The organism is Streptomyces sp. NPDC107575 (genome assembly GCF_055657265.1).
The window spans coordinates 197,914-224,607 of the sequence record NZ_JBVKBG010000011.1 but is presented as its reverse complement, the minus strand read 5'-3'; the positions used below and the strand labels follow the sequence as shown (position 1 = coordinate 224,607).

Annotated in this window: 21 protein-coding genes; 17 read left to right on the top strand and 4 right to left on the bottom strand. The window is 72.0% G+C overall.

Annotation, left to right across the window (positions count from 1 at the left end):
• Window positions 1-96: 96 nt before the first annotated feature.
• Window positions 97-840 carry an acyltransferase gene (locus ACZ7L4_RS39955; protein ID WP_472109969.1) on the top strand — a complete coding sequence of 248 codons (744 nt, stop codon included), beginning with the start codon at window positions 97-99 and terminating at the stop codon, window positions 838-840.
• Between the two features lie 24 nt (window positions 841-864).
• Window positions 865-2,163 carry an MFS transporter gene (locus tag ACZ7L4_RS39950; protein ID WP_472109968.1) on the top strand — a complete coding sequence of 433 codons (1,299 nt, stop codon included), beginning with the start codon at window positions 865-867 and terminating at the stop codon, window positions 2,161-2,163.
• Between the two features lie 521 nt (window positions 2,164-2,684).
• Here the strand turns inward: ACZ7L4_RS39950 and ACZ7L4_RS39945 are convergent.
• A complete protein-coding gene (locus ACZ7L4_RS39945) occupies window positions 2,685-3,551 on the bottom strand; it encodes an EamA family transporter (protein ID WP_472109967.1) in 867 nt (288 codons plus the stop codon).
• A gap of 147 nt (window positions 3,552-3,698) precedes the next feature.
• Here ACZ7L4_RS39945 and ACZ7L4_RS39940 point away from each other — a divergent pair, with 147 nt between their 5' ends.
• Both ACZ7L4_RS39940 and ACZ7L4_RS39935 read left to right on the top strand, forming a co-directional pair.
• Window positions 3,699-4,271, top strand: a complete 573-nt coding sequence (locus ACZ7L4_RS39940; protein WP_450815120.1) for a helix-turn-helix domain-containing protein — start codon at window positions 3,699-3,701, stop codon at window positions 4,269-4,271.
• A 43-nt stretch (window positions 4,272-4,314) separates the two neighbouring features.
• Window positions 4,315-4,875, top strand: coding sequence for a YbaK/EbsC family protein (locus ACZ7L4_RS39935; protein WP_472109966.1), 561 nt, complete (start codon window positions 4,315-4,317; stop codon window positions 4,873-4,875).
• 15 nt (window positions 4,876-4,890) lie between these two features.
• On the opposite strand, the gene ACZ7L4_RS39930 is transcribed toward ACZ7L4_RS39935, so the two are convergent.
• Complete coding sequence (locus tag ACZ7L4_RS39930) at window positions 4,891-5,880, bottom strand: LacI family DNA-binding transcriptional regulator (protein WP_472110028.1); 990 nt, start codon at window positions 5,878-5,880, stop codon at window positions 4,891-4,893.
• 224 nt (window positions 5,881-6,104) lie between these two features.
• Here ACZ7L4_RS39930 and ACZ7L4_RS39925 point away from each other — a divergent pair, with 224 nt between their 5' ends.
• The 5 genes from ACZ7L4_RS39925 to ACZ7L4_RS39905 are packed head-to-tail and all read left to right on the top strand — an operon-like array spanning window position 6,105 to window position 13,496.
• On the top strand, window positions 6,105-7,001 hold the full coding sequence (locus tag ACZ7L4_RS39925; RefSeq protein ID WP_472109965.1) for a carbohydrate ABC transporter permease: 897 nt from the start codon (window positions 6,105-6,107) through the stop codon (window positions 6,999-7,001).
• A gap of 5 nt (window positions 7,002-7,006) precedes the next feature.
• The gene (locus tag ACZ7L4_RS39920; protein ID WP_472109964.1) at window positions 7,007-7,939 is read left to right on the top strand and encodes a carbohydrate ABC transporter permease; all 933 of its coding nucleotides are present in this window, start codon (window positions 7,007-7,009) and stop codon (window positions 7,937-7,939) included.
• Between the two features lie 51 nt (window positions 7,940-7,990).
• On the top strand, window positions 7,991-9,328 hold the full coding sequence (locus ACZ7L4_RS39915; protein WP_472110027.1) for an ABC transporter substrate-binding protein: 1,338 nt from the start codon (window positions 7,991-7,993) through the stop codon (window positions 9,326-9,328).
• Window positions 9,329-9,370: 42 nt separating this feature from the next.
• On the top strand, window positions 9,371-11,416 hold the full coding sequence (locus ACZ7L4_RS39910) for a beta-galactosidase (protein WP_472109963.1): 2,046 nt from the start codon (window positions 9,371-9,373) through the stop codon (window positions 11,414-11,416).
• Window positions 11,417-11,468: 52 nt separating this feature from the next.
• Window positions 11,469-13,496, top strand: a complete 2,028-nt coding sequence (locus ACZ7L4_RS39905) for an RICIN domain-containing protein (RefSeq protein ID WP_472109962.1) — start codon at window positions 11,469-11,471, stop codon at window positions 13,494-13,496.
• Between the two features lie 42 nt (window positions 13,497-13,538).
• Here the strand turns inward: ACZ7L4_RS39905 and ACZ7L4_RS39900 are convergent, their stop codons facing one another.
• A complete protein-coding gene (locus ACZ7L4_RS39900; protein ID WP_472110026.1) occupies window positions 13,539-14,603 on the bottom strand; it encodes a FecCD family ABC transporter permease in 1,065 nt (354 codons plus the stop codon).
• A gap of 5 nt (window positions 14,604-14,608) precedes the next feature.
• Complete coding sequence (locus ACZ7L4_RS39895) at window positions 14,609-15,661, bottom strand: FecCD family ABC transporter permease (RefSeq protein ID WP_472109961.1); 1,053 nt, start codon at window positions 15,659-15,661, stop codon at window positions 14,609-14,611.
• A 120-nt stretch (window positions 15,662-15,781) separates the two neighbouring features.
• On the opposite strand from ACZ7L4_RS39895, the gene fes reads away from it, so the two are divergent.
• The 8 genes from fes (at window position 15,782) to ACZ7L4_RS39855 (ending at window position 26,683) form a co-directional block, all read left to right on the top strand.
• Window positions 15,782-17,107, top strand: coding sequence for an enterochelin esterase (fes, locus tag ACZ7L4_RS39890; RefSeq protein ID WP_472109960.1), 1,326 nt, complete (start codon window positions 15,782-15,784; stop codon window positions 17,105-17,107).
• A 69-nt stretch (window positions 17,108-17,176) separates the two neighbouring features.
• Entirely contained in the window at window positions 17,177-18,160 is a 984-nt protein-coding gene (locus ACZ7L4_RS39885; RefSeq protein WP_472109959.1) for an ABC transporter substrate-binding protein, read from the top strand.
• Window positions 18,160-18,966 (top strand): 2,3-dihydro-2,3-dihydroxybenzoate dehydrogenase, encoded by an 807-nt coding sequence (locus ACZ7L4_RS39880; RefSeq protein WP_472109958.1) that lies wholly within the window; start codon window positions 18,160-18,162, stop codon window positions 18,964-18,966. Before ACZ7L4_RS39885 ends, ACZ7L4_RS39880 begins: the two co-directional genes overlap by 1 nt.
• 113 nt (window positions 18,967-19,079) lie before the next feature.
• Entirely contained in the window at window positions 19,080-20,270 is a 1,191-nt protein-coding gene (gene dhbC, locus ACZ7L4_RS39875) for an isochorismate synthase DhbC (protein ID WP_472109957.1), read from the top strand.
• Window positions 20,267-21,904 (top strand): (2,3-dihydroxybenzoyl)adenylate synthase, encoded by a 1,638-nt coding sequence (locus ACZ7L4_RS39870; RefSeq protein WP_472109956.1) that lies wholly within the window; start codon window positions 20,267-20,269, stop codon window positions 21,902-21,904. Before dhbC ends, ACZ7L4_RS39870 begins: the two co-directional genes overlap by 4 nt.
• Before the next feature lie 14 nt (window positions 21,905-21,918).
• Window positions 21,919-22,560: an isochorismatase family protein gene (locus ACZ7L4_RS39865; protein ID WP_472109955.1), complete on the top strand. Its 642-nt coding sequence runs from the start codon at window positions 21,919-21,921 to the stop codon at window positions 22,558-22,560.
• Complete coding sequence (locus ACZ7L4_RS39860) at window positions 22,557-22,796, top strand: phosphopantetheine-binding protein (protein WP_472109954.1); 240 nt, start codon at window positions 22,557-22,559, stop codon at window positions 22,794-22,796. Before ACZ7L4_RS39865 ends, ACZ7L4_RS39860 begins: the two co-directional genes overlap by 4 nt.
• Window positions 22,793-26,683: an amino acid adenylation domain-containing protein gene (locus ACZ7L4_RS39855; protein ID WP_472109953.1), complete on the top strand. Its 3,891-nt coding sequence runs from the start codon at window positions 22,793-22,795 to the stop codon at window positions 26,681-26,683. The genes ACZ7L4_RS39860 and ACZ7L4_RS39855 overlap by 4 nt, the downstream gene beginning before the upstream one ends.
• Window positions 26,684-26,694: the final 11 nt, after the last annotated feature.

The following is a 26,694-nucleotide window of genomic DNA, read 5'->3' as shown; positions in this document are numbered from 1 at the left end:
TCATGCATGCGTCGCGCCAAGGGAAAGGTACCTGTGGGGCGAAGATCACAGGTCGGCGAGGTGGGGGCGGAAGCTACGCCTGGGTAACGTGACGCCGTGCCGAACAAGCGGAGTGACAAGGGTGGCCTCGGCCACCGGCTCGTACAGGCCGGTTGGCGCTGGGTGCAGCGCAAGGGCGCCGTCACCGCGCGGCAGCCCGGCGGGCACCGGTTCGGCGCGATCGGGCACGGCACGAAGCTCGCGTTCCCGCAGGGCACGGTGTTCGGCGAACCGTGGATCCGGCTCGGCGCGCACTGCATCATCGGCGAGCAAGTCACCCTGACCGCGGGCCTGATGCCGGACCTGGACCTCGGCCAGGACCCGATCCTGACCCTCGGCGACGGCGTGGTGATCGGCCGCGGCAGCCATGTCATCGCCGATACGACGGTGCGGATCGGCAGCGACGTCTACATGGGTCCGTACGTCTACATCACGTCCACGAACCATTCGTACGACGACCCGCACGAGCCCATCGGCAAGCAGTGGCCGCGGATGGAACCGGTCGAGATCGGCCCCGGCTGCTGGATCGGCACTGGCGCGGTGATCCTGCCGGGCGCCCGCATCGGCCGGAACGTGGTGGTCGCGGCCGGGGCCGTGGTCCGCGGCGACGTACCCGACCACGCCGTGGTCGCGGGCGCGCCCGCACGCGTCGTACGCAGCTGGGACGCGGAGTCCGGCTGGCAGCCGCCGCTCAGGACGCCGGCGCCGCGGGCGATCCCCGAGGGGGTCACACCGGACCAACTGCTCGCTCTGTCCGAACTCGACGACGACGCCTGGGACACTGAACCCCGGACCAGATAGATGTAGCGAGCAATCAGGGAAGCCGTGGACACGAGCGAGACGAGCGACGACAGAAGGGCCGGCGGCGGCGCGGAGGCCGAGGCCGGGCCGCGCGGCTGGCGCCGCTGGGCCATGGACACCCGGCCCCTGCGCATCCCCGCCTACCGCCGCCTGTGGTCCTCGACCATCGTCACGGCCGTCGGCAGCCAGCTCACCGCGGTCGCCGTGCCCAAGCAGATCTTCGACATCACGGGGTCCTCGGCCTGGGTCGGCGCCGCGAGCATGGCCGGGCTCGTCCCGCTCGTCGTGTTCGCGCTGTGGGGCGGCGCGATCGCCGACCACATGGACCGGCGCAAGCTGCTCCTGATCACGAACTCCGGCATCGCCGTGACCTCGGTGCTGTTCTGGCTGCAGGCGATATCCGGGCTGGACTCGGTGGCCGTGCTGATGGTGCTGCTCGCGATGCAACAGGCGTTCTGGGGCCTCAACGCGCCGGCCCGCAACGCGTCCATCGCGCGGCTCGTGCCCGAGGGGCAACTGGCCGCGGCGAACGCGCTCGGCTCGACGGTCATGCAGACCGGCCAGGTCGTGGGCCCGCTGCTCGCGGGCGTCCTCATCCCGGTCATCGGGCTGCCCGAGCTGTACCTGATCGACGCCGTCGCGCTGTGCGTGACCGTGTGGGCGGTGTACCGGCTGCCGTCCTTGCCGCCGTTGGTCGCGGCGGCGAAGAAGCGGGCGGGTGTGCGGGAGATCGTCGACGGTTTCCGCTACATGTCCACGCACAAGGTGCTGCTGCTGTCCTTCCTCGCGGACATCATCGCGATGGTGTTCGGCATGCCGCGCGCGCTGTTCCCGCAGCTCGCGGCGGAGACGTACGCGCCGTACGGGGAGGGGCTGGCGCTCGGGCTGCTGTTCGCGGCGATTCCGATCGGGGCGGTGGTCGGGGGGCTGTTCTCGGGGACGTTCTCGCGGGCGAAGCGGCACGGGTGGATGGTGATCGGGGCGATCGTGGCGTGGGGGCTCGCGATCACCGGGTTCGGGCTGAGCGGGAGTCTGTGGCTCGCGGTCGTCTTCCTCGCGCTGGCCGGGATCGCGGACATGGTGTCCATGGTCTTCCGCGGTGCGATTCTGCTCTCCGCGGCGACGGACGAGATGCGGGGCCGTATGCAGGGCGTGTTCACGGTGGTCGTCGCGGGCGGCCCGCGCCTGGCGGATGTGTTCCACGGCTCCGCGGGCTCGGCCTTCGGCGCGGGTCCGGCGGTCGCCGGGGGTGGCCTGTTGGTGGTCCTGGCGATGCTGACCCTGGCGGCCGCGGCCCCGGCCCTCCGCCGCTACCGCATCTGACCGGTCCGGTTCCTGCGGCGCCGTGGCCCTCTCGCCTCGCCGGGGCGGGGCCCCGCGTCCCTGTGCACGCGGCAGCGTGGCTTTCCGCTTCACCGGGGCCGGGACCCGTCGTCCCGATTCCGCCGCACCGGGGCGCCGCCTTGCCCACCCTGCCGCCCTAGGCGGCAGATTGCCCAAGCCGGGTGCGGCTGACCGCAAGGGTGGGGAGCCGTGGGCGGCGGCGGATTGCCCAAGCCGGGTGGGGTCGACCGCGACGGGTGGGGAGCCGTCCGGTGGGGGATTGCTCAGGGCGGGACAACTCTCGTCGTCCCGGGTGGGGAGTCGTGGTGGGCGGCGGATTGCCCAAGTCGGTGGTCGGCACCCCGTGAGGCCGACGCCCCCGGAGGGGGCGGGTGGGTGGGAGATGGGCGGCGGAGACAGGGCCGTCGCCTGCGGGTGGGCGGGCAAAATCAAGCCCCTGCGGCGATTGAGCAGCGGGGCCCGGGGCGGAGCCCCGAGGCCGCAACTACGGGTGGCCGAAATCAACCCGTGGCCAAGAGAACCGTTCCCACCAGCGCCAACCCCGCCCCCGCCGCCTGAACCCCCCGCAACCGCTCACTCAGCACACCCCGCGCCGCCAGCGCCGTCACAATCGGATACAAGGACGCAAGCACCGCCGCCACGGTCACCGGCCCCTCCTGAGCGGCCAGCGAATACGTTCCATTGGCCGCCACATCCGCAAGCCCCACGAACGCCAACGCCGGCAACGACGCCCGGATCAGCCCCCACCCGCCCTCCTCCGGCAGCACCCGCCCACCCCGCTTCGCGGACACGTACAACGCGCCCCCACCCGCCACGACGTTCGTCACCCGCTGCACGAACAGCGCGAGGAAGAGCCCGGTGAGCGTCGTCGACGCCTCCGCGATCAACGCCATCACCGCGCCGAACCCGAACGCCGCGAGCAACGTGAGCAGCACCGCCTGCCGCTGCACCGGCGCGCCCCTGAACTGCGGCCCACCCGCGAGCACCACACCCACCACGGCCACCAGGATCCCCGCGAACTGCAGCACCCCCGGCCGCTCCCCGAGCACCAGCCCGACCCCCACCGGCACCGCGACCCCGAGCGAGCCGAGCGGCGAGACGACCCCCATCGGCCCGAGCGCGAGCGCCTTGTAGAAGGCGAGCATCGCGACGGGCCCGACGAGCCCCGCCGCGACGGCGAACCACAACTGCGGCCCCGCCTCCGAGAAGCCACCCGTGGCGACGACGAGCGCACCGAGCACGACCACGGCGATCGTCTGCGAGACGACCACTACGGTGAGCGCCGGGATCCGTCGCGTCAGCAGCCCGCCGCCGAAGTCGGCCAAGCCCCACAGGAGGCTCGTGGCCAGGGCGAAGAGTGCTGTCATGACGAACCTCGCAGTACAGTTTGCTGGACGTTGTGGTGCACCACAACGTAGTTCAACAAACTGAATCCTGTCATCCAAAATATTGCACCAAGGGCCTCCGGGTCCTCCCAGCCCTCCCCGGCCCCTGGCCCCGACCCTGGACGGAACGTGGCGGATCTCGACCTCCTGAACCAGGCCCTCGCGCGCAACGTCAAGCACTGGCGGTCCGAGCGCGGCTTCACCCTCGACGCGCTCGCCGCCCGCGCGGCCGTCAGCCGCGGCATGCTCATCCAGATCGAGCAGGCCCGCACGAACCCCAGCATCGGCACCGTCGTCAAGATCGGCGACGCCCTCGGCGTCAGCATCACCACGCTGCTCGACTACGAACAGGGCCCCAACGTCCGCATCGTGACCGAGGACCAGGCCGTCCGCCTGTGGCACACGGAGGCCGGCAGCTACAACCGGCTGCTCGCCGGAACCGAGGCCGAGGGCCCGCTGGAGATGTGGGACTGGCGGCTCGTGCCCGGCGAGGGCAGCGACTCCGACCCGCACCCGCAGGGCACAGTCGAACTGGTCCACGTCACGGCGGGCGAGCTGACCCTCGTCGTCGACGGCACCCCGCACGCGGTGCCCGCGGGGGCGAGCGTCTCGTTCGAGGCGAGCACCGCGCACTCCTACCGCAACGACGGGACCGAGGACGTCGAGATGATCATGGCCGTATCGGTGCCTTTCGTACGCTGAGACACCCGGTCGCCGCCCGCGCGGCGGCTGTTAGCGTGCCGCCATGCGCGCACCCATCGGCACCTTCGACCACGTACTCGCCGCCCCCGACGCCCTGGACCTGCTGACCCGGCCCGTCGCCGACGCCGTCCGCGACTGGCGCGGCACCGTGCCCGCGCAGGACCTGATCCACGTCGACACCGACCCGGAGTGGGCCGACACGGCGACGTTCGTCGAGCACTACGGCCCCGACCTGCTCGCCACCTCCGCGAACTGCGTCGTCGTCGCGGGAAAGCGTGGCGGCGAAACCACTCTCGCGGCCTGCGTGGTGCTGTCCGCGACGAAGCTCGACGTCAACGGCGCGGTGCGGCGCCAACTCGGCGCCCGCAAGGCCTCGTTCGCCCCGATGGACACCGCGACCGGCGAGTCCGGCATGGAGTACGGCGGCATCACGCCGATCGGCCTGCCCGCCGACTGGCCGGTCCTCGTGGACGCGGCCGTCGTCGACCTCCCGCACGTCCTCATCGGCAGCGGCACCCGTCGCGGAAAGCTGATCGTGCCGGGCAAGGCGCTCTCCGAACTCCCGGGCGCCGTCGTGGTGGAGGGCCTCGGCGTCGCGGGCTGACGCTCCGCCCGCACGTCACCCCCGCCGTGCCGCCGCCGTGCTCTCCCGCAGCACGAGCCGCGTCGGCACCAGCGTCGTCCCGTGCTCCGCCTCGCTCTCCCGCACCTGGCGCAGCGCGCTCTCGACGCAGCGGCGGCCGACCTCCGCGAAGTCCTGGTGGACCGTGGTGAGCGGGGGCTGGAAGGAGCCCGAGTCGGGGATGTCGTCGAAGCCGATGACCGAGACGTCGTCCGGGACCTTGCGGCCCCGCTCGTCCAGGGCGCGCAGCAGACCCAGCGCCATCTGGTCGTTCGCCGCGAACACCGCGGTGCAGTCGGCCTGTTCGGCCAGGCGGAGGCCCGCGCGGTAGCCCGACTCGGCGGACCAGTCGCCGCGCACGAGCGGCGGGACCGCGCGGCCCGCGTCCTCAAGTGCCGTACGCCACGCGTCCGTTCGGCGCTGCGCCGCGAACGACTCGGAGGGGCCCGCCAGGTGCCACACCGTGCGGTGGCCCAGGTCGAGGAGGTGGCGCACCGCGTCGCGGGTGCCGCCCGCCTGGTCCGTGTCCACCACCGCGTACCGGTCGCCCGCGTCGGAGTCGGCGACCACCACCTTCACGTGCGGCGGCAGTGACAGGCGCGCCGAGTCGAGCAGGTGGACCTCCATGATGACGATGACCGCGTCGACGGCCAGCTCGCCGAGGCGGGAGAACGCGCCGCGCACCTCGTCCTGCGTCGGCACCGCCACCGGGAGCAGCGTGACCGCGTAGCCCTCCTGCGCGGCCGAGGTGGCGATCGCCTCAAGCGTGCGCATGTTGCCCGTCGTGGACAGCGTGAACGTGATGACGCCGATCGTGCGGAAGTCGCCCCGCTTCAGCGCGCGCGCCGCGCTGTTGGGCCGGTAGCCGAGCTCCTTCATCGCGGCGCGGACCCGCTCGCGGGTCTCCTCGTTGACGCCGGGGAAGCCGTTCGAGACGCGGGAGACCGTCTGGGACGAGACGCCCGCGACCCGGGCGACATCGGCCATCGACGCGTTCTGTGTACGACGCCTGCCGCGCCGCGGCGCGCTCTCGGCGCTCTCCTGGGTTGTCACCGTGTCCCTCACCGACTCTTGACCGTCCTCCTCGGGGCAGTGTAGACATGCCGCCACCGAATGTTTACGCAAACATAACAGCTGTCGGGCCCTTCACGCCCAACGATGTTTACGCAAACATCGCGACCTGTGACGCACGGACGAGTGAGGGACGCGAGATGACCACGCTGCAACCGCCGGTCGCCGTGAGGCGGCGCCGCTCGTGGACGGGATGGGGGTTCATCGGCCCCTTCGTGCTCGTCTTCGCCCTGGTCTTCCTCGCGCCGCTCGCGTACTCGGTCTATCTGAGCCTGTTCCGTACACAACTCATCGGCGGCACCACCTTCGTGGGCCTGGAGAACTACCAACAGGCGTTCCAGGACGCCCAGTTCTGGGCCGGGGTCGGCCGCGTCGGCCTGTTCCTGCTGATCCAGGTGCCGGTCATGCTCGGCATCGCCCTGCTCGTCGCCCTCGCCATCGACAGCGGCCGCCTCTACGGCAAGGACTTCTTCCGGATCACCGTCTTCCTGCCCTACGCGGTCCCCGCCGTCGTCGCGACCCTGATGTGGGGCTTCATGTACGGCACCCGCTACGGACTGGTCGGCGACCTCGGCGACGCGTTCGGCACGAAGCTGCCCGACCCGCTCTCCGCCGACCTCGTCCTCGCCTCCCTCGGCAACATCGTGACCTGGGAGTTCGTCGGCTACAACATGCTGATCTTCTTCGCCGCGCTGCGCGTCGTACCGCACTCCCTGTACGAGGCGGCCGAGATCGACGGCGCCGGACAGTGGCGCGTCATCACCGCCATCAAGCTCCCGGCGATCCGCGGCGCGCTCGTCATCGCCACGATCTTCTCCATCATCGGCAGCTTCCAGCTCTTCAACGAGCCCGCCATCCTCCAGAAGCTCACGCCGAACGCGATCACCACCGACTACACCCCGAACTACTACACGTACTCGCTGTCCTTCGCGGGCCAGCAGCAGAACTACTCCGCGACGGTCGCCATCGTCATGGGCGTGCTCACGATGATCGTGGCCTACGTGGTCCAGCTGCGCGGCATGCGCAAGGGAGCGTGAGCGCGATGACCACCACCACCTCCGTTCGGTCCACAGCACCGCTCAAGTCTGCGGCCCCGCGCCTGCGTTCACCCCGCCGCCCCTCGGCGTCACGCCGCCCGCGGCGCAGCGTCCTGCTGACCGTGCTGACCGGCGTCGTCCTCGTCTACAGCCTGCTGCCGCTGGTGTGGCTCCTGATCAGCGCCACCAAGTCGCCGCAGGGCCTTGCCCGTTCGTTCGGCCTCTGGTTCGACTCGGACTTCGACCTCTGGCACAACATCGCCGAGACCTTCACGTACCAGGACGGCGTCTTCGGCCGCTGGCTGCTCAACACCCTGCTGTACGTGGTGGTGGGCGCGGGTGGCGCGACGTTCCTCGCGGTCCTCGGCGGGTACGCGCTCGCCAAGTTCGCCTTCCCGGGCAAGCGGGCCGTGTTCGCCGTCGTCATCGGCGCGGTCGCGGTGCCGGGCACGGCGCTCGCCGTCCCCACGTTCCTGATGTTCAGCAAGATGGGGCTCACCGACACCCCCTGGGCCGTCGTCATCCCGTCGCTGATCTCGCCGTTCGGGCTCTATCTGATGTGGGTGTTCGCCACCGAGGCGATCCCCACCGAACTGATGGAGGCCGCCCGGATCGACGGCGCGAGCGAGCTGCGGACCTTCTTCCAGGTCGCGCTGCCGCTGCTCGCCCCCGGCACCGTCACCGTGCTGCTCTTCACCACGGTCGCGACGTGGAACAACTACTTCCTGCCGCTGATCATGCTGAAGGACCCCGACTGGTATCCGCTCACGCTCGGCCTCGACTCCTGGAACAAGCAGGCGCAGACCGCCGGCGGCGAGGCCATTCCCCATCTCGTGCTCACCGGTTCGCTGCTCACCATCGTGCCGCTGATCGCCGCGTTCCTTCTGCTCCAGAAGTACTGGCAGTCCGGTCTCTCCGCCGGAAGCGTCAAGGAGTAGACCCCGCTCGGCCCACCCTCCGTAGGACCACGAAGAAGTGGAAGCATGCCCATGCCCAAGAACTCCCGCCGTGCGCTGCGCGGCCTCGGTCTCCTCTGCGCCCTCGCACTCGGCGCCACCGCCTGCGGCGGCTCCGGCGACGACTCCGCCGACAAGAAGGTCGGCTCGTCCGACATCTCGTCGGCCCTGAAGAAGGGCGGCACCGTCACGGTGTGGGCGTGGGAGCCCACCTTGAAGCAGGTCGCCGCCGACTTCGAGAAGAAGTACCCGAAGGTCGACGTCAAGCTGGTCAACGCGGGCACCAATAACGACCAGTACAAGGCCCTGTCGAACGCGATCTCCGCGAAGAAGGGCGTCCCCGACGTCGCGCAGATCGAGTACTACGCCCTCGGCCAGTACGCCCTGACCAAGCAGATCACCGACCTCAAGGCGTACGGCGCCGAGAAGCTCGCGGACTCGTACTCGCCCGGCCCCTGGAACTCGGTGAAGTCCGGCGACGGCGTCTACGGCCTGCCGATGGACTCGGGCCCCATGGCGCTCTTCTACAACAAGAAGGTCTTCGACAAGTACAAGATCGCCGTCCCGACGACCTGGGACGAGTACGTCGAGGCCGCCCGCAAGCTGCACAAGGCGAACCCGAAGGCGTACATCACCAGCGACGTCGGCGACGCGGGCCTGACCACCAGCCTGCTGTGGCAGGCCGGTTCGCACCCGTACAAGGTCGACGGCACCAAGGTCGGCATCGACTTCACCGACGCGGGCGCCAAGAAGTACACCGACACCTGGCAGAAGCTGATCGACGACAAGCTCGTCTCGCCCGTCACCGGCTGGACCGACGACTGGTACAAGGGCCTCGGCGACGGCACCATCGCCACCCTGCCGACCGGCGCCTGGATGCCCGCCAACTTCGCCTCCGGCGTGAAGGGCGCCTCCGGCGACTGGCGCGTGGCCCCCATGCCGCAGTGGGAGAAGGGCGCGAACACCAGCTCCGAGAACGGCGGCAGCTCCCTCGCGCTGCCCGAGCTCGGCAAGAACAAGGAACTCGCCTACGCCTTCGTGAAGTACGCCAACTCCGGCGCGGGCGTGCAGACCCGCGTCAAGAACGGCGCGTTCCCCGCGACGACCAAGGACCTGAACTCCTCGTCGTTCCAGAACACCGAGTTCCCGTACTTCGGCGGCCAGAAGGCCAACAAGATCTTCGCCGAGTCCGCGAAGACCGTACCCACCGACTGGAAGTACCTGCCGTTCCAGGTGTACGCCAACTCGGTCTTCAACGACACCGTCGGCAAGGCCTACGTCTCCTCGACGAAGCTGACCGCCGGCCTCAAGTCGTGGCAGGACGCGTCCGTCAAGTACGGCAACGACCAGGGCTTCACCGTCGAGAAGTAGCCCGCGCCCCCGCTCTGTGACCGCATCCCTGGAAGGACGTGCATGACCGCCCCCCTCACCTCCCGTTTCCCGTACGCGAAGGGCTCGGACGGTACCCGGCGCCTCGGCTACGGAGCCGACTACAACCCCGAGCAGTGGTCGCGGGAGGTGTGGGCGGACGACATCCGGCTGATGCGCGAGGCCGGAGTGAACGTCGTCTCCCTCGCCATCTTCTCCTGGGCGCGGCTCCAACCCACCGCCGACACCTGGGACTTCGGCTGGCTCGACGAGATCATGGACCTGCTGCACGCGGGCGGCATCGGCGTCGACCTGGCCACCGCCACCGCCTCGCCGCCGCCGTGGCTGACCGCCGCGCACCCGGAGATCCTGCCGGTGACCGCGAGCGGCGAGAAGCTGTGGCCGGGCGCCCGCCAGCACTGGCGGCCCACTTCGCCCGTCTTCCGCGAGCACGCCCTCACGCTGGTCCGCCGGCTCGCGTCCCGCTACGCCGACCATCCGGCCCTGGTTGCCTGGCACGTCAACAACGAGCTGGGCTGCCACAACGTCTACGACCACTCGGACGACGCGGCCCGCGCCTTCCGCCTCTGGCTGCGCCGCCGCTACACGACGCTCGACGCCCTCAACGACGCGTGGGGGACGGCGTTCTGGTCGCAGCGCTACAGCGACTGGGAGCAGTTGCTGCCGCCGCGGCTCGCGGCCTCGCACCCCAATCCGACGCAGCAGCTCGACTTCAAGCGGTTCTCTTCGGACGCGCTCAAGGACCATCTGCTGGCCGAGCGGGAGATCCTGCGGGAGCTGACCCCGGACACGCCCGTCACCACCAACTTCATGGTGATGCCCGGCACCAAGGGCATGGACTACGCGGACTGGGCCGGCGAGGTGGACTTCGTCGCCAACGACCACTACGTCATCCCGGGCCCGCAGGACCGCGACGAGCTGTCCTTCTCCGCCAACCTCACCAGCGGCATCGCGGGCCACCGCCCCTGGTTCCTGATGGAGCACTCCACCAGCGCCGTGAACTGGCAGCCCGTCAACCTGCCGAAGAAGCCGGGGGAGTTGGCGCGCGACTCGCTGCTGCACGTCGCGCACGGCGCCGACGCCGTCTGCTTCTTCCAGTGGCGGCAGTCGGCCGCGGGCGCCGAGAAGTACCACTCCGCGATGCTCCCGCACGCCGGAGCCGACAGTGAACTCTTCCGCTCCGTCGTCGAGTTGGGCGCCACCCTCGACGCGCTCGCCCCGATCGCGGGCAGCGGACGCGAGCCCGCCCGCGTCGCGATCCTCTTCGACTGGGACTCGTGGTGGACCAGCGAGCAGGACTCCCACCCGACCTCACGCCTCGACTACCACCGCGAGGCCCTCGACTGGTACTCGGCGCTCCTCCGCCTCGGCGTTCGCGCCGACGTGGTGCCCGCGCACGGCACCGACCTCTCGGCGTACGACGTCGTCATCGCGTCCGTCCTGCACGTGGTGCCGCAGCCGCTCGCCAAGGAGCTGACCCGGTACGTCGAGGGCGGCGGCCACCTCGTCACCACGTACTTCTCCGCGATCGTCGACGAGAACGACCACGTGTGGCTCGGCGGCTACCCGGGCGCGCTGCGCGACGTCCTCGGCATCCGCATCGAGGAGTTCGGGCCGCTCCTCGACGGCGATACCGTCGACCTCGACAACGGCACCACCGGCAGCCTGTGGACCGACCGGATCTCGGTCACCAACACGGACGTCGAGGTCCTCGCGGGCTACCGCACGGGCACGTACGCCTCCCGCCCGGCCGTCACCCGGCGCGGCGCGGGCCGGGGCTCGGCCGCGTACGTCTCCACCCGGCTCGGCGTCGACGGCCTGACCGTGCTGCTGCCCGAGCTGCTCGCGCCCGTCGGGGTGAGCGGTGAACTCCCCGAGCAGGCACGGGGGTTGGTCGAACAGGTCGTCCGGCGCGACGACGAGCACCGCTATGTCTTCCTGATCAACCGGAGCGACGAGCAGGTGGCGCTGCCGGGGGTCACCGGGGAGGTCCTCGTCGGCCCGTCCGGTGGCGACCTCGTCCTGGCGCCCCGTCAGGTCGCCGTCCTGAAGCAGCCGCTCGACTCCTAGAACTCCCTCCGTCCCAGCACCACCGACACCCCACTCACACCGGGAGCACACGATGGCGCGCTTGACCCGCAGACGGTTCATCGGCATCGCCGCGGCCACGGCCGCGGCGGCCGGAACCCAGATCTCCGCCGCACAGCTCGTCGCCGCGGCAGGCACCGCCGCGACGGTCACGGTCACCCCCGACCCCTCGTACCGGCACGACCGCTTCGAGGGGTGGGGAACCAGCCTCGTCTGGTTCGCGAACGCCACGGGGCACTACCCGGACGAGATCCGGGAGCGGATCGCCGACCTCGTCTTCGGACGGGACGGCCTCGCCCTGAACATCGCCCGCTACAACATCGGCGGCGGCAACGCCCCCGACGTGCCCGACTACCTGCGGGCCGGCGGAGCCGTCGAGGGCTGGTGGAAGGCGCCCGAGGGCACCACCCGCACCGACACCGACTGGTGGGACCCGAAGAACGCGGACCACTGGAACGAGGACGCCGACGCGACCCAGCGCTGGTGGGTGGACCGGATCAAGAAGGACATCACCCACTGGGAGACGTTCTCCAACTCCCCGCCGTACTTCATGACGGTCAGCGGCTATGTCTCCGGCGGCTTCGACGCGTCGAAGGAGCAGCTCAAGGAGGCGTCCGTCGAAGACTTCGCCACGTATCTGGCCGGTGCGACCCGGCGCCTGGAGAAGGCACACGGCATCAGGGTGAAGACCGTCGACCCCTGCAACGAGCCCAACACCAACTACTGGGGTACGAAGCTGGGCGCCGACGGCAATCCGACCGGGGGCCGCCAGGAGGGCTGTCACATCGGGCCCGCCCTCCAGCAGAAGATCGTGACCGCGCTCGACGCCGCGCTGAGGAAGGCGCGGACCACGGCCGTCGTCTCGGCGATGGACGAGACGAACCCGACGACCTTCGTCACGAACTGGACCAGCTACCCGGCCGACGTGAAGCGCCGCGTCGCCCAGATGAACGTCCACACGTACGGCACCGGCGGCCGCACCTCCGTCCGCGACCTCGCCAAGGCCGAGGGCAAGCCGCTGTGGATGAGCGAGGTCGAGGGCGACTGGGGCGACGGGCAGTCCTTCACCGACATGCGGCCCGGCCTCGGGCTCGCCCAGCACATCGTCGACGACCTGCGCGAACTGGAGCCCAGCGCCTGGGTGTTCTGGCAGCCCGTCGAGGACTGGGACAACATGAGGCCCGGCGGCGAGTCGGCCAAGGGCGGCAACTGGGGCGAGGTCCAGGTCTCCTTCAGCGCGGGTCCCGACGACACCCTGGAGACCTGCCCGGTGTACACGAACACCAAGTTCGACACCGCCCGGAACTTCACGCACTACATCCGGCCCGGCGACCACCTCGTCAGGACGGACGACACCAACAGCACCGCCGCCGTCACCCGGGGCGGCAACGGCGCCACCGTCGTGCACGTCAACAGCACCACGAGCGCGCGCACGGTGACGCTCGACCTGTCGAAATTCGCGACCGTACGCCGCGGCGCGACCGTCACCCCGGTCGTGACCAGCACGGACGGCAAGCTGGACGAGCGGGCGCCGGTCGCGGTGACCGGCCGGAAAGCCACCTTCACGGTGCCCGCGCAGTCGGTGACCACGTTCGTGGTCAAGGGAGTGTCCGGCGTGGCGAAGGACGCCGCCGAGCTGCGCCAGGGACGCACCTACGAGCTGACGGGTGTGCAGAGCGGCAAGGACCTCACGGTCGCCGACGGTGCTCTCGTGATCAGCACCGGGACGGGTGCCGACGGTCAACGGTGGCGGCTCGCGGAGATCAGCGGGAGCGGCCCCGCGAACCGCAGGCGGCACGTGTTCACCGGCGCAGCCGACGGGAAGCGGCTCGCCGTCCGCGACGGTGTGCCGGTCGTCGAGGCCGACACGGGCGAGCGGGACGCGGCCGCCCAGTGGCTCCTGTCGACGACGGGCGACGGCACGTACACCCTCGTCAACGCCGGTACGGGCCGTCTCCTGGAGGTCGGCGGGCAGGCCACGGACGAAGGCGCCGCCGTCGGCACCTGGCAGCCCAACTCCGGCGCGAACCAACGCTGGAGGGTCACCGACGCGACCTCCTGACCGGCGCCCCGCGCGCCCCACGGACGCGTAACGGCCGGACGGTCAGATGTGCTGCGCCCTGCGCTCCCGCAGCAGGAGCCAGGCGAGGAACAGGCCGCCGGCCACGCCCGTCACCACGCCCACCGGCATCAGCGCAGAACCGGTCACCCGCTGGGTCACCAGGTCGGCCGCCGTCACCAGGAGGGCGCCCATCCAGGCGGCGGGCAGCACGTTCGGGCCCGGCGCACGGGTGACGCGGCGGGCCAGCTGGGGAGCGGCCATGGCGAGGAACGGGATCGGCCCGGCGGCGGCCACCGCCATCGCGGTCAGTCCCGTGCCCGCGCACAGCAGGATCAGCCGGCTGCGCTCCGGCGGCACACCGAGAGCGCCCGCCGTGTCGTCGCCCATCTCCAGCATCGTCAGCCGGCGGCCGAACACCATGACGACCGGGACGCAGACGATGAGGCCGAGCGCGGCCGTCCTGGCCTCGGTCCAGCCGCGGTCGTTGAGCGAGCCGATCGTCCAGCTCGCGGCCTGGGCCGCCTTCCCGATGTCGGCGCGGACGTAGAGGAAGCTGGTCGCCGCCCCGAGGACGGCGGAGACGCCGATGCCGACGAGCACCAGCCGGTAGCCGTGCACGCCACGGCGCCAGGCCAGCAGATAGACGGCGGTGGCCGTGGCGAAGCCGCCGACGAGTGCGCCGAGCGCGGTCTGCGCGGCGCCCGCGTCGAGGAAGATGATGGCGACGAGCGCGCCCGCCGACGCGCCGTTGCCGAACCCGATGATGTCCGGGCTGCCCAGCGGATTGCGGGTGAGCGACTGGAAGACGGCGCCCGCCATCCCCGTCCCGAAGCCGACGAGAACGGCCACGACGGCGCGCGGAAGCCGCAGGTCGAGCACGATGAACCCGGCGCCGGGCGGCCCGTCCCCCGCGAACGTCCGCAGCACCTCCAGGGGCGACAGCTCGTACGTGCCCGTGCCGACGGAGAGCACCACCAGGCACGCCGTGACCACGAGCAGCGCCAGGCAGACGAGCACCGTGCGCGGGTCGAAGCGGACCGAGAGCCGGCCCGCCCGCACTCGTCCGTGCCGCAACTCCGCCTCGTAGGCGCGGGGCCGGTCCTTCACCGGGGTCACAGTTGAGCCACCTTCCGCTGCCGTACGAGGTGGACGAAGATCAGCCCGCCGATGAACGACGTGACGATGTCCGCCTGGATCTCCGAAGGCGCCACCACGATCCGGCCGATGACGTCGGCCACCAGGAGCAGGCTGGGCGCGAACAGCGCGCAGTAGGGCAGCAGCCAGCGCGGGTCGGGTCCGGTGAACGCGCGGACCGCGTGCGGGATCATCAGGCCGACGAAGCCGATCGGCCCGCACACGGCGGTGGCGCTGCCGCACAGCAGCGTGATGGCCACGATCGACAGGACCCGGGTGCGCCGCACCGAGGTGCCGAGCGCGCGGGCGTGGTCCTCGCCCAGGGAGAGCGCGCCGAGCGGCCGGGCGAGCGCGAACGCGAGGAGCGCTCCCGCGATCAGCAACGGCAGGGCGGCGAGCAGCAGTTCGGGGTCGCGCTTCTCCAGCGTGCCTACGGACCAGAAGCGCATCGAGTCGAGCGTGCTCAGGTCCCACTGCTGCAGCCCGTTGACGTAGCCGAACAGGGCCGCGTTGACGGCCGTCCCGGCGAGCGCGAGCCGGACCGGCGTCGCCGCCCGGGTGCCGCCCAGGGCGTTGACCACGACGGCGGCGACGGCGGCGCCGAGCAGCGCGAACCACAGATATCCGGTGAACGACGTGATGCCGAACACGCTGATCGCGGTGACGACGGCGGCCGACGAACCGGCGTTCACGCCGAGCAGTCCCGGGTCGGCGAGGGGGTTGCGGGTCAGCACCTGCATCACGCCGCCCGCGAGCCCGAGCGCCGCGCCCACCGCGATGCCGATGAGCGTCCGCGGCAGCCGCAGTTCCCGCACGATGCCGTCGCTCGCGGAGCCGGACGGCGCGAAGAGCCCGCTCCAGACCTGGTCCGGCGCGAGGTGTTCCGTGCCCACCGCGAGCGAGAGGGCGGCCGCGGCGACGAGCAGCGCGAGGCCGATCAGGAGTCCCGCGGTGCGGGGTGGGCGGCTGCGCGGCCCGGTGGCCGGGAGTTGCTGTGTTCCGCCGGGGCGGAGTCGTAGTCCTGCGGGCATGTGATTAGCTTAGGCTAACCTAAGTGCGTCTGCTAACAATTACGTCGACAGAAACGCCCGGGTCGTTCTCGGAGTCGGGTCGTTTCCGGGGCCCTGGTCGTTTTCGGAGGAAGAGGAGACATGAGCGTCCAGTCCGTTGCCGCCCTGCCGGACCACCGGCCGGACCGCGTCACCGGTGTCCGCATCGCGCACCTCAAGGAGCGCATCGCCGCGGCCGACGACGCTCAACGCACGCACATCGCCGAGGAGTTCTGGCGGGAGGCCGCCGCCCGCGGCACGCCGCTCGTCGAGGAACTCGACGGCGAACCCGACCACCGGGCGGTCACCTTCCTGTGGCGCGGCCACCGCGCCACCCGGCAGGTGCTGCTCATGGTCAGCCACCTCGGCGACCGCGCCCACCTCGCGGGCTCCCTCATGGAGCGGATCGAGGGCACCGACATCTGGCACTTCGGCCTGCGGCTGCGCGCCGACCACCGCGCCTCGTACCGGATCGCCGCCGACATCTCGGCCAAGGAGCCGCCCGAGGACCCCGAGGTGCTGCAGGCCCGGCTGCGCTCGCTCGCGGTGCACGGGGCGCACGACCCGCTCAATCCCCGCCGCCTGCCCACCCGTTGGGGCGCGGGCCACAGCTCCGTCTTCGCGCTGCCCGAGGCGCCCGCCCAGGCGTGGACCGAGCGGCCGGGCACCGTGCCCGCCGGGCGCGTCGAACGGCACAGGGTCCGCGCCGCGGCGCTGAGCGCGGAGCGCGACGCGAACCACGAACGCGAGGTGTGGGTGTACGCACCGCCCGGCCCTCGCAATGACACGGAACGGCTGCCCGTCCTCGTGCTCTGCGACGGTGACATGTGGTTCGGCCGCCTCGGCCTGCAGCACGCCCTCGACGCGCTGATCGCCGACGGTCTCCTTCCGCCGCTCGTCGTGCTCGCCCCGGACGCCGTCGACCGGGACACCCGCCACCGCGAACTCGGCGCGCGGGACGCCTTCGTGGAGTTCCTCGCGGACGAGCTGCTGCCGTGGGCGGCCGGCCGCTGGCCGCTCGCCACGGACCCGGCGCGCACCGTCGTCGCGGGACAGAGCCTCGGCGGCCTGGCCGCCCTGCACGCCGGACGGCTGCGACCGGACCGTTTCGGCCATGTCGTCGCCCAGTCGCCCTCACTGTGGTGGCGGCCGAGCCTGCCGCCCGGCGTCGTGCAGAAACACGTCTTCGGCGTGCCGTGGATCGTCGCCCGGTACGCGGAGACCGACCCCGCGCCGATCACCGTCCACCTCGACGCGGGACTGCACGAGGGCGCGATGGCCGAGCACTGCCGCACGCTCTACGACACGCTGCACTCGGCCCGCTACCAGGTGACCCGCAACGAGTTCAACGGCGGTCACGACTACGCCTGTTGGCGCATCGCGCTCGCCGACTCCCTGATCCGTCTCCTGGGTGCCGCCCCCGCCTGAGCGCGGCCCCTCGGACTCCCCCCCCCACACCACCTCTCTCATCTCATCTCCCTAAGGAGCCCCACGCACATGTCCTCCCCGAGAATCCGCCGCGCCGCCCTCATACCGGCCGCCGCCGTCACGGGCGCCCTGCTCCTGAGCGCCTGCGGCAGCGACAGCGGAGACGACGCCGGCGGCGCCGAGAAGGCCGGATCCGCGTCGAAGACACGGCAGCTCACCGACGCCCAGGGCCGCAAGGTGAAGGTGCCGGGCGACCCCAAGAAGGTCGTCGCGCTCAGCGAGCCGACCCTCGACGCGGCGCTCGCCCTGGGCGTCGAGCCGGTCGGCACCACCGCGGGCCGAGGCCAGAAGGGGGTCTCCGCGTACCTCGCCGACAAGGCCGCGAAGTCGCAGGTCGTCGCCAGCGTCGCCGAGGCCGACATGGAGAAGCTGGCCGCGCTCCAGCCCGACCTGATCCTCCTCGACGAGACCACCGGCGCGAAGAAGACCGTCGACAAGCTCCAGGAGATCGCGCCGACCGTCGTCACCGCGAAGCTCAACGAGGACTGGAAGACGGCCTTCACCGACACCGCGGACGCCCTCAACAAGAAGTCCGACGCCGAGAAGTGGCTCGCCGACTTCGACGCGCAGGTCGCCGACACGAAGAAGAAGCTCGGCGACAACGCCGGAAAGTCCGTCTCCGTCATCCGATGGCAGGACGGCGCGCCCTCCGTCGTCGGCAAGGGCGCGGGCCACGTCGGCTCGACGCTCAAGGCGCTCGGCATGGACCGGCCCGAGGACCAGCAGGGCGCGAGCACCGGACACAGCGAGCCGGTCTCCCTGGAGAAGCTCGCCACCATCGACGGGGACTGGCTGTTCCTCGGCGCCCTCGGCAGCGAGGACGACAGCCGGAAGGCCTACGAAGAGGCCCGGAAGGTCACCAACTTCGAGAAGCTGAAGGCCGAGAAGGAGGACCACGTCGTCGTCATCGACGGCTCGGCGTGGAACAGCGCGGGCGGCCCGCTCGCCGCCCGGACCGTCCTCGACGACATCAAGGGGGCGCTCGCCAAGTGATGTCTCCCAGCACTGGCCTCGACCTGGCCGGCCGGCTCGCCCTCGTCACGGGGGCGGGCCGGGGGATCGGCGAGGCGGTCGTCGCCGCGCTCGCCGCGCGCGGCGCCCGCGTGATCGCCACCGACCGGGACGCCGAAGCCGTCGCGAAGGCCGCGGCCCCCTACGCCGAGGACCAGGTCGTCGCCCGCCCCCTCGACGTCACCGACGCGGCGGCCGTCGAGGCGCTCGTCGCCGACGCCGAGGACACCCACGGCCCGCTCGACATCGCCGTCAACGTCGCCGGGATCCTGCGCGGTTCCCCCGTCGTGGACCTCGCCGACGAGGACTGGGCCGCCTGCTTCGCCGTCAACACCAACGGCGCCATGCACGTCTCGCGGGCCGCCGCCCGCCGGATGGTGCGGCGGGGGAGCGGCAGCATCGTCACCGTCGCCTCCAACGCGGCCGGCATCCCCCGCCAGGGCATGGCCGCGTACGCCGCGTCGAAGGCGGCCACCGCGATGTTCACCAAATGCCTCGGCCTCGAGGTCGCCGCGCAGGGGGTGCGCTGCAACACCGTCTGCCCCGGCTCGACCCTCACCGACATGCAGCGCGGCATGTGGGAAGCGGCTCCCGGAGGCGACGCGGATGCCGGGGCCCGGTCCGTCATCGAGGGGGACCTCGCGGCCCACCGCACCGGCATTCCCCTCGGCCGTATCGCCGATCCCGGGGACATCGCGGAGGCGGTCGCCTTTCTCGCGGGTGACCGGGCCCGGCACATCACGATGCAGGACCTGTACGTGGACGGCGGCGCGACCCTCCGGGGGTGACCGGGAGCCGTTCCCACGTCGCGGGGCGCTGCCCCGGACCCCGCTGCTCAATCGCCGCAGGGGCTTGATTTGCCCAGCCCCGCTTGAAGGCCCCCCACCCTTTGGAGACACGTATGACCACGGTCGCCAGCACCCGTGTGCCCGAGCTCGTCCTGCCCGGGTCCGCCACCGCGCTCCTGGAGGAGTACGCGCCCGTCACCGATCGCTTTCTCGCCACCCCGCACCGGACCCTCCTCGGGAGCGGCGTGGTGGCCGAACTCCCGCATAGAGACGGGCCGTTGAGTCCCCGCGTACGGGCCCTGCTCGACTCCCGGCGGCGCGCCGGTGATCCGAACCCCGTCGTGATGGGTGCCCTGCCCTTCGCCCCCGACGGTGCGCCCGCACTCGCCGTCCCGGAGTCCGTGCGATGGGCGCCGCCGTTGCGTGAGGACCCGCTCATCGCGCTGCCCGTGCCGGTCGCCGACACCCGGTGGTCCGTGCGCGAGGTCCCGGAGCCCGAGGTGTACGGCGCCGCCGTCGCCGCGGCCGTCGAGCGGATGAAGGCCGGGGAGTTCGACAAGGTCGTCCTCGCCCGCACCCTCGAACTCACCGCCCGCGAGGCCCCGGACCTCGCGGCGATGCTGCGCCGCCTGGCCCGCCGCGACCCGGCCGGCTATACGTTCGCGGTGCCCAGCGCGCCCGGCCGTACGCTCATCGGCGCGAGCCCCGAACTCCTCGTGTCCCGCGCCGGATCCACGCTCACCGCCAACCCCCTCGCGGGCTCCGCGCCGCGCTCCGCCGACCTCGCCGAGGACGTGCGCCGCGCCGCCGCCCTCCTCGAATCGGCGAAGGACCTGCACGAGCACGCCGTCGTGGTGGACGCGGTGCGCGAGGCCCTCGCCCCGTTCTGCCGGACCATCGACGTCCCGGCCCGCCCCACCCTCGTACGGACGGCCGCCATGTGGCACCTGTCCACCACCGTGACCGGCGAACTCGCGGACCCGGGGCGCACCACCGCCCTCGACCTCGCCGCCGCCCTGCACCCGACCCCCGCGGTGTGCGGCACCCCGACCGAACTCGCGCGGCAGGTCATCGCGGAGTCCGAGCCGTTCGACCGCGGCGCCTACACCGGCATGGTCGGCTGGCAGAACGCGGACGGCGACGGCGAGTGGGTCGTCACCATCCGCTGCGCCGAGGCCGAGGGCAACCTGCTGCGCCTGTTCGCGGGCGCGGGCGTCGTCGCCGAGTCCTCGCCCGAGGCCGAGACCGCCGAGACCGGCGCGAAGTTCCGTACCTTCCTGAACGCCGTGGGAGCCGCCCTGTGAGCACCAGCCCCCTCACCCCCGGTGTCGACGCGCCCACCTGGCCCGCCGAGTACGCCGAGCGCTACCGCGCCGCCGGGTACTGGCGCGGCGAGACCTTCGGCGGTGTGCTGCGCGAGCGCGCCGCCTCCCACCCCGACCGGATCGCCCTCGTGGACCCGGCCCCGTCCAGACGCACCTGGACCTATCGCCAACTCGACGAGCGCGTCGACCGGTTGGCCGCCGGGTTCGTGGCGCGCGGCATACGCAAGGGCGACCGCGTCGTCGTCCAGCTGCCGAACGTCGGCGAGTTCGTCGAGGTCGTCTTCGCCCTGTTCCGCATCGGCGCGCTGCCCGTGTACGCGCTGCCCGCGCACCGCGAGAGCGAGATCGCGTACTTCTGCTCCTTCACCGAGGCCGTCGCCTGTGTGATCCCCGAGCGGCACGCCGGCTTCGACCACCGGGCGCTCGCGAGCAAGGTCCGGGCCGGGACGCCGAGTCTCCAGCACGTGTTCGTGGTCGGTGAGGACCCCGGCGAGCACACCTCGCTGACCGAAGTCCCTGCCGAACCCGTCGAGTTGGACGGTCCGGAGCCGCACGAGCTCGCCTTCCTTCAGCTGTCCGGCGGCACCACCGGCCGGCCCAAGCTCATCCCGCGCACCCACGACGACTACCTGTACTCGCTGTGGGGCTCGAACGAGATCTGTGGCGTCGACGCCGACACCCGCTTCCTCGTCGTGCTGCCCGCGGCGCACAACTACCCGATGAGCAGCCCGGGTTGGCTGGGTGTGCTGTACGCGGGCGGCACCGTCGTGCTCGCGCCCGCGCCCGACCCGGAGACCGCGTTCCCGCTCGTCGCGAGCGAGCGGATCACCATGACCGGGCTCGTCCCGCCGCTCGCCCTGGTGTGGACGGACTCCGCGGCCGGCACCGCCCACGACCTGTCGAGCCTGGAACTCGTCCTCGTCGGCGGCGCCAAATACAGCGAACAGGCCGCACGCCGCCTCGAACCGGCCCTCGGGTGCAGGCTCATGCAGGTCTTCGGCATGGCCGAAGGACTCGTCAACTACACGCGCCTGGACGACGATCCGGAGACGGTCGTCACCACGCAGGGGCTGCCGATCTCCCCGGACGACGAGGTGCGCGTCGTCGACGACGCCGACCAGGACGTCCCCGACGGCGGCTTCGGGCATCTGCTCACCCGCGGCCCCTACACCATCCGCGGCTACTGGCGGGCCCCCGAGCACAACGCCCGCTCCTTCACCGCCGACGGCTTCTACCGCACCGGCGACATCGTGCGCCGCACCCCGACCGGGCACCTCGTCGTCGAGGGCCGGGCCAAGGACCAGATCAACCGGGGCGGCGAGAAGATCGCCCCGGAGGAGATCGAGAACATCCTCCTCGCGCACCCCGCCGTGCACGACGTCTCCGTCGTCGGCGTCCCCGACGAGTACCTCGGCGAACGCTCCCTCGCCTACGTCATCCTGCGCGCCGACGCGGGACCCCTGCGGTCCGTCGCCGTCAAACGCTTCGTACGGGAGCGGGGCGTGGCCGCGTACAAGGTGCCCGACCTCGTCGAATTCGTCGACGCCTTCCCGCAGACCGGCATCGGCAAGATCAGCAAGAAGCATCAGCGGTCCGCCGCCGAGCAGCACTGAGAGGTACCCCCACCATGGCCCTGCCCGCCATCGCCGCCTATCCGCTCCCGACCCCCGGGGAACTCCCCGCGAACCGCGTCGCCTGGACCGTCGACACGGCCCGCGCCGTGCTGCTCGTCCACGACCTCCAGCACCACTTCCTCGCCAAGTACCCGCAAGCCGAGCAGCCGTTGACCGGCATGCTCGACAACACCGCCCGGCTGCTCAAGGAGAGCCGCGGACTCGGCATCCCCGTCTACTACTCCGCGCAGCGCGGCGGCCAGAGCCCCGAGGAGCGCGGGCTGCAGCTCGACTTCTGGGGGCCCGGCGTCGCCGACGACCCCGCCGTCCTCGCCATGCCCGAAACCGTGGCGCCCGAGGACGGTGACACGGTCCTCACCAAGTGGAAGTACAGCGCGTTCGTCCGCACCGAACTCGAGGAGCTGATGCGGGAGTCGGGCCGCGACCAGCTGGTGATCGTCGGTGTGTACGCGCACATCGGCGTCATGATCAGCGCCGCCGACGCGTGGATGCGGGACATCCAGGCGTTCGTCGTCGCCGACGCCGTCGCCGACTTCACCCGCGAGGACCACGACATGGCGCTGCGCTGGGCCGCGGGCCGTTGCGCCGTCGTCACCACCACCGACGCGCTCATCGAGGAGGTACGGGCCGCATGACCACGCTCACCGTTCAGAGGATCCGCGAGGACGTCGCCGACTGCCTGGGCGAGGACGACCCGGCCGAGATACCCCTCGACGAGAACCTCGTCGACTACGGGCTCGACTCCGTGCGCGTCATGACCCTGCTGGAGCGCTGGCGCAGGGACCACGGCGCCGAGGCCTCCTTCGTCGACCTCGCGGAGCAGCCGGCCATCGAGGCCTGGGCGAAGATCCTGGGGGCGGCCGCCTCATGACCGCAGTGATCAGCGAGCCCACCGGGGCCCGCGACCTGGTTCTGCCGCTCACCTCCGCCCAGTCCGGCATGTGGTTCGCGCAGGCCCTCGACCCGCTCAGCCCCGCGCAGAACACCGCCGAATACCTGGAGATCGACGGCGACATCGACCCGGGCCTCTTCGCCGAGGCGCTGCGCCGCGTCGTCGCCGAGGCCGACGCGCTGCGCGTCCGCGTCGAGGACACCCCCGACGGGCCCCGCCAACGCGTGTGCGGCAGCGTCGAGTTGCCGCTCACCGTGCACGAGGACCTGACCGAGGACGAGGCCCTCGCCTGGATGCGCGCCGACCTCGCCGAGCCCTGCGACCTCGCCGAGGGCCCGCTGTTCGGACACGCCCTGTTCCGCGTGGGGGAGCGGCGCTGGCTCTGGTACCAGCGCATCCACCACCTCGTCATCGACGGCTTCGGCTACTCCCTCCTCGTCGGGCGGACCGCCGCGATCTACACGGCGCTCGTGCGCGGCGAGGGCCCGGGCCCCCGCGCCTTCGAGACGCTCGCCGACCTGCTGGCCGTCGACGCCGAGTACCGGGCGTCCGACGCCTTCGCCGCCGACCGCGCGCACTGGGGCGAGGCCTTCGCGGACCGCCCGGAAGCACCCCGGCTCGCGGGCCGCGGCGCGCTCCCGTCCCGCACCTTCCACCGCCGTACGGCACGGATCGCACCGGAGACGACCGAGCGCCTGAAGGAACTCGCCGCCCGCACCCGCGCCACCTGGCCCGACGTCCTCATCGCCGCACAGGCCCTCTACACCTCCCGCGCGGCGGGCCGCGAGGACGTCGTCCTCGGCCTGCCGATGATGGGCCGCATGGGCTCGGTCGCGCTGCGCGTCCCCGGCATGGTGATGAACGTGTTGCCGCTGCGCCTGACCGTCACCCCGGACGCCACCTTCGCGGACCTCGTACGCCAAGTGGTGCTTGGCGTGCGGGAAGTGCGCCGCCACCAGCGCTACCGCTACGAGGACATCCGCCGCGACCTCGGCCTGCTCGGCGAGAGCCGCGGACTCGTCGGCCCGCTCGTCAACGTCATGCCGTTCGACTACGGCGCCGAGTTCGCGGGCGCCCCGGCCCGCGCGCACAACCTGTCGGCGGGCCCCGTCGACGACCTCACCGTCAACATCTACGACCGCGCCGACGGCCGCGGACTGCGCATCGACCACGACGGCAACCCGGCCCTGTACGCGGACGAGGACCTCGCCGCGCACCAGACCCGGTTCCTCGACCTCCTCGGCCGTCTCGCCGGGGCCGACCCGCACGCCCCGCTCGCCACGCACACCATCGCCACCCAGGCCGAACTCGCCTGCGTCCTCGACGAGTTCAACCGCACCGAACGAGCCCTGCCGCCCACCACCCTCATCGGCCCCATCGAGGCGCAGGCCACCCGCACCCCCGACGCGACCGCGCTCGTGTACGACGGCACCGTACTCACCTACGCGCAACTCAACGCGCGGGCCAACCAGTTGGCGCGCCATCTGCAAGCGCTGGGCGCCGCCCCGGGCCGCCTCGTCGCGGTCTCCGTCCCGCGCTCGGCCGAGCTGATCGTGACGCTCCTCGCCGTCCTCAAGTCCGGCGCCGCCTATCTGCCGCTCGACCCCGACTACCCCGAGCAGCGCCTCACGTACATGCTCCGGGACGCCGAACCCGTCTGCGCCGTCACCGACGTCGCGGACCGCCTCCCGGCCGACGCGGGCACACCGCTCGTCGTCCTCGAAGGGCTCGACCTCTCCGCGTACGGCACCTTCGACCCGGCGCGTGCGCTCACCCCCGCCCACCCCGCGTACGTCATCTACACCTCCGGCTCGACCGGCCGGCCCAAGGGCGTCGTCGTCCCGCACTCCGCGATCGACAACCGGCTGCGCTGGATGCAGCACGAGTACGGCATCGGGGCGGCGGACGTCGTCCTGCAGAAGACACCGTCCTCGTTCGACGTGTCGGTGTGGGAGTTCTTCTGGCCGCTGCGCGAGGGCGCGACGCTCGTCGTCGCCGAGCCGGGCGGCCACAAGGACCCGGCGTACCTGGCCCGGATCATCCGCCAACAGGCCGTCACCACTTGCCACTTCGTGCCGTCGATGCTCCAGGTGTTCCTCGCGCAGCCGGACGCCGCCTCCTGCGCGGGCGCCCTGCGCCGCGTCTTCTGCAGCGGCGAGGCCCTGCCCCGCGAGACGGCGAACGCCTTCGCGCGGGCGCTCCCCGGCGTGGCCCTGCACAACCTGTACGGCCCGACGGAGGCCGCCGTCGACGTCACGTACCACGCGTGCGAGCCCTCCGGCGCCGGGCCCGTGCCCATCGGCCGCCCGGTCTGGAACACCCGCCTGTACGTCCTCGACCCGGCCGGACAGCCGTGCCCGCCCGGCGTGACCGGCGAACTGTACCTGGCGGGACGCCAGTTGGCGGACGGCTACCTGAACCGTCCCGAGCTGACGGACGAGCGCTTCGTGCCGGACCCGTTCTTCCGGGGCGGCCGCATGTACCGCACCGGCGACCTCGCGCGCTGGACCGTCCGCGGCGAGGTCGAATACCTCGGCCGCACCGACCACCAGGTGAAGCTGCGCGGCCAGCGCATCGAACTCGGCGAGATCGAGGCGGAGTTGACGGCTCAGAAGGGCGTCGACGGCGCGTGCGCCCTGGTCGTCGACGACCGTCTCGTCGGATACGTGACCGGGGACTCGCCCGACCCCGCGGAGATCCGCGCCGCGCTCTCCCGCACCCTGCCCGAGCACATGGTGCCCTCCGCGATCGTGCCGCTCGACACGTTCCCGCTCAGCCCCAACGGCAAGCTGGACCGCCGCGAACTGCCGAAGCCCGTGTTCACCGGAGGCGGCGGCGCCAGGCGACCGGGGAGCCCGCGCGAGGAGACGCTCACCCGCCTCTTCGCCGAGGTCCTCGGCGCCGAGGACGCGGGCCCCGACGACGCCTTCTTCGACCTGGGCGGCACCTCGCTGCTCGCCGTGCGCCTCGTCAACCGGGTCCGCGAGGAACTGGGCGCGGAGCTGACCATCGGCTCGCTCTTCGCATCGCCCACACCGGCGGCGCTCGCGGCCCGCATCGACGACGCGTCACCGGTGTCCACGGACGCCCTCGGCGTCGTCCTGCCGCTGCGCCGCGAGGGCACCCGCCCGCCGCTCTTCGCGATCCACCCGGCGGGCGGCATCTCCTGGTGCTACGCGGGACTGACCGCACGCCTCGACCGCGAGCAGCCGGTGCACGGGCTGCAGGCACGCGGACTGACCTCGGACGACGCGCTGCCGGGCACCCTGTGGGAACAGGCCGCGGACTACGTCGACGAGATCCGCCGGATCCGCCCGCACGGCCCCTACCGGCTCATCGGCTGGTCCGTCGGCGGCATCCTCGCGCACACCGTCGCCGTGCTGCTCCAGGAGGCGGGCGAACAGGTCGAACTCCTCGCGCTGCTCGACGCGTTCCCCGCCGAGCAGTGGCGCGAGCGCCCGGCTCCGGAGGAGGGCGACGCACTCACGGCCGTCCTGCGCATGGCCGGCTTCGAGCGCACCGACGAGGCCACCCGCGAGGACGTCCTGGCCACCCTGCGCAAGGCGGGCAGCCCGCTCGCGGGCCTCAAGGACAGCACGCTCTCCCGGATCGTCGACATCGTCCCCAACCACGCCCGCATGATGCGCGCCCACGAACACCGGAGCTTCGACGGCGACGTCCTGTTCTTCACGGCCGCCGCCCCGCGCCCCGAGGACTGGCTGACCCGCGAGGCCTGGCGCCCGCACATCACCGGCCGGATCACCAATCACGACCTGCCGTGCACCCACCCGGAGCTGCTCAAGGAGGAGTACGTGGAACGGATCGCCGAGGCCATGGCCGGCCGACTGAAGGAGCTGGACGCCTGACGGAGGCGTAC

Coding starts and splice junctions, on each gene's coding strand:
- ACZ7L4_RS39920 (WP_472109964.1), top strand. CDS start 7,007: ATGACCACCACCACCTCCGTTCGGTCCACAGCACCGCTCAAGTCTGCG.
- ACZ7L4_RS39910 (WP_472109963.1), top strand. CDS start 9,371: ATGACCGCCCCCCTCACCTCCCGTTTCCCGTACGCGAAGGGCTCGGAC.
- ACZ7L4_RS39855 (WP_472109953.1), top strand. CDS start 22,793: ATGACCGCAGTGATCAGCGAGCCCACCGGGGCCCGCGACCTGGTTCTG.
- dhbC (WP_472109957.1), top strand. CDS start 19,080: ATGACCACGGTCGCCAGCACCCGTGTGCCCGAGCTCGTCCTGCCCGGG.
- ACZ7L4_RS39865 (WP_472109955.1), top strand. CDS start 21,919: ATGGCCCTGCCCGCCATCGCCGCCTATCCGCTCCCGACCCCCGGGGAA.
- fes (WP_472109960.1), top strand. CDS start 15,782: ATGAGCGTCCAGTCCGTTGCCGCCCTGCCGGACCACCGGCCGGACCGC.
- ACZ7L4_RS39935 (WP_472109966.1), top strand. CDS start 4,315: ATGCGCGCACCCATCGGCACCTTCGACCACGTACTCGCCGCCCCCGAC.
- ACZ7L4_RS39930 (WP_472110028.1), bottom strand. CDS start 5,880: ATGGCCGATGTCGCCCGGGTCGCGGGCGTCTCGTCCCAGACGGTCTCC.
- ACZ7L4_RS39895 (WP_472109961.1), bottom strand. CDS start 15,661: ATGCCCGCAGGACTACGACTCCGCCCCGGCGGAACACAGCAACTCCCG.
- ACZ7L4_RS39915 (WP_472110027.1), top strand. CDS start 7,991: ATGCCCAAGAACTCCCGCCGTGCGCTGCGCGGCCTCGGTCTCCTCTGC.
- ACZ7L4_RS39885 (WP_472109959.1), top strand. CDS start 17,177: ATGTCCTCCCCGAGAATCCGCCGCGCCGCCCTCATACCGGCCGCCGCC.
- ACZ7L4_RS39860 (WP_472109954.1), top strand. CDS start 22,557: ATGACCACGCTCACCGTTCAGAGGATCCGCGAGGACGTCGCCGACTGC.
- ACZ7L4_RS39945 (WP_472109967.1), bottom strand. CDS start 3,551: ATGACAGCACTCTTCGCCCTGGCCACGAGCCTCCTGTGGGGCTTGGCC.
- ACZ7L4_RS39925 (WP_472109965.1), top strand. CDS start 6,105: ATGACCACGCTGCAACCGCCGGTCGCCGTGAGGCGGCGCCGCTCGTGG.
- ACZ7L4_RS39880 (WP_472109958.1), top strand. CDS start 18,160: ATGTCTCCCAGCACTGGCCTCGACCTGGCCGGCCGGCTCGCCCTCGTC.
- ACZ7L4_RS39905 (WP_472109962.1), top strand. CDS start 11,469: ATGGCGCGCTTGACCCGCAGACGGTTCATCGGCATCGCCGCGGCCACG.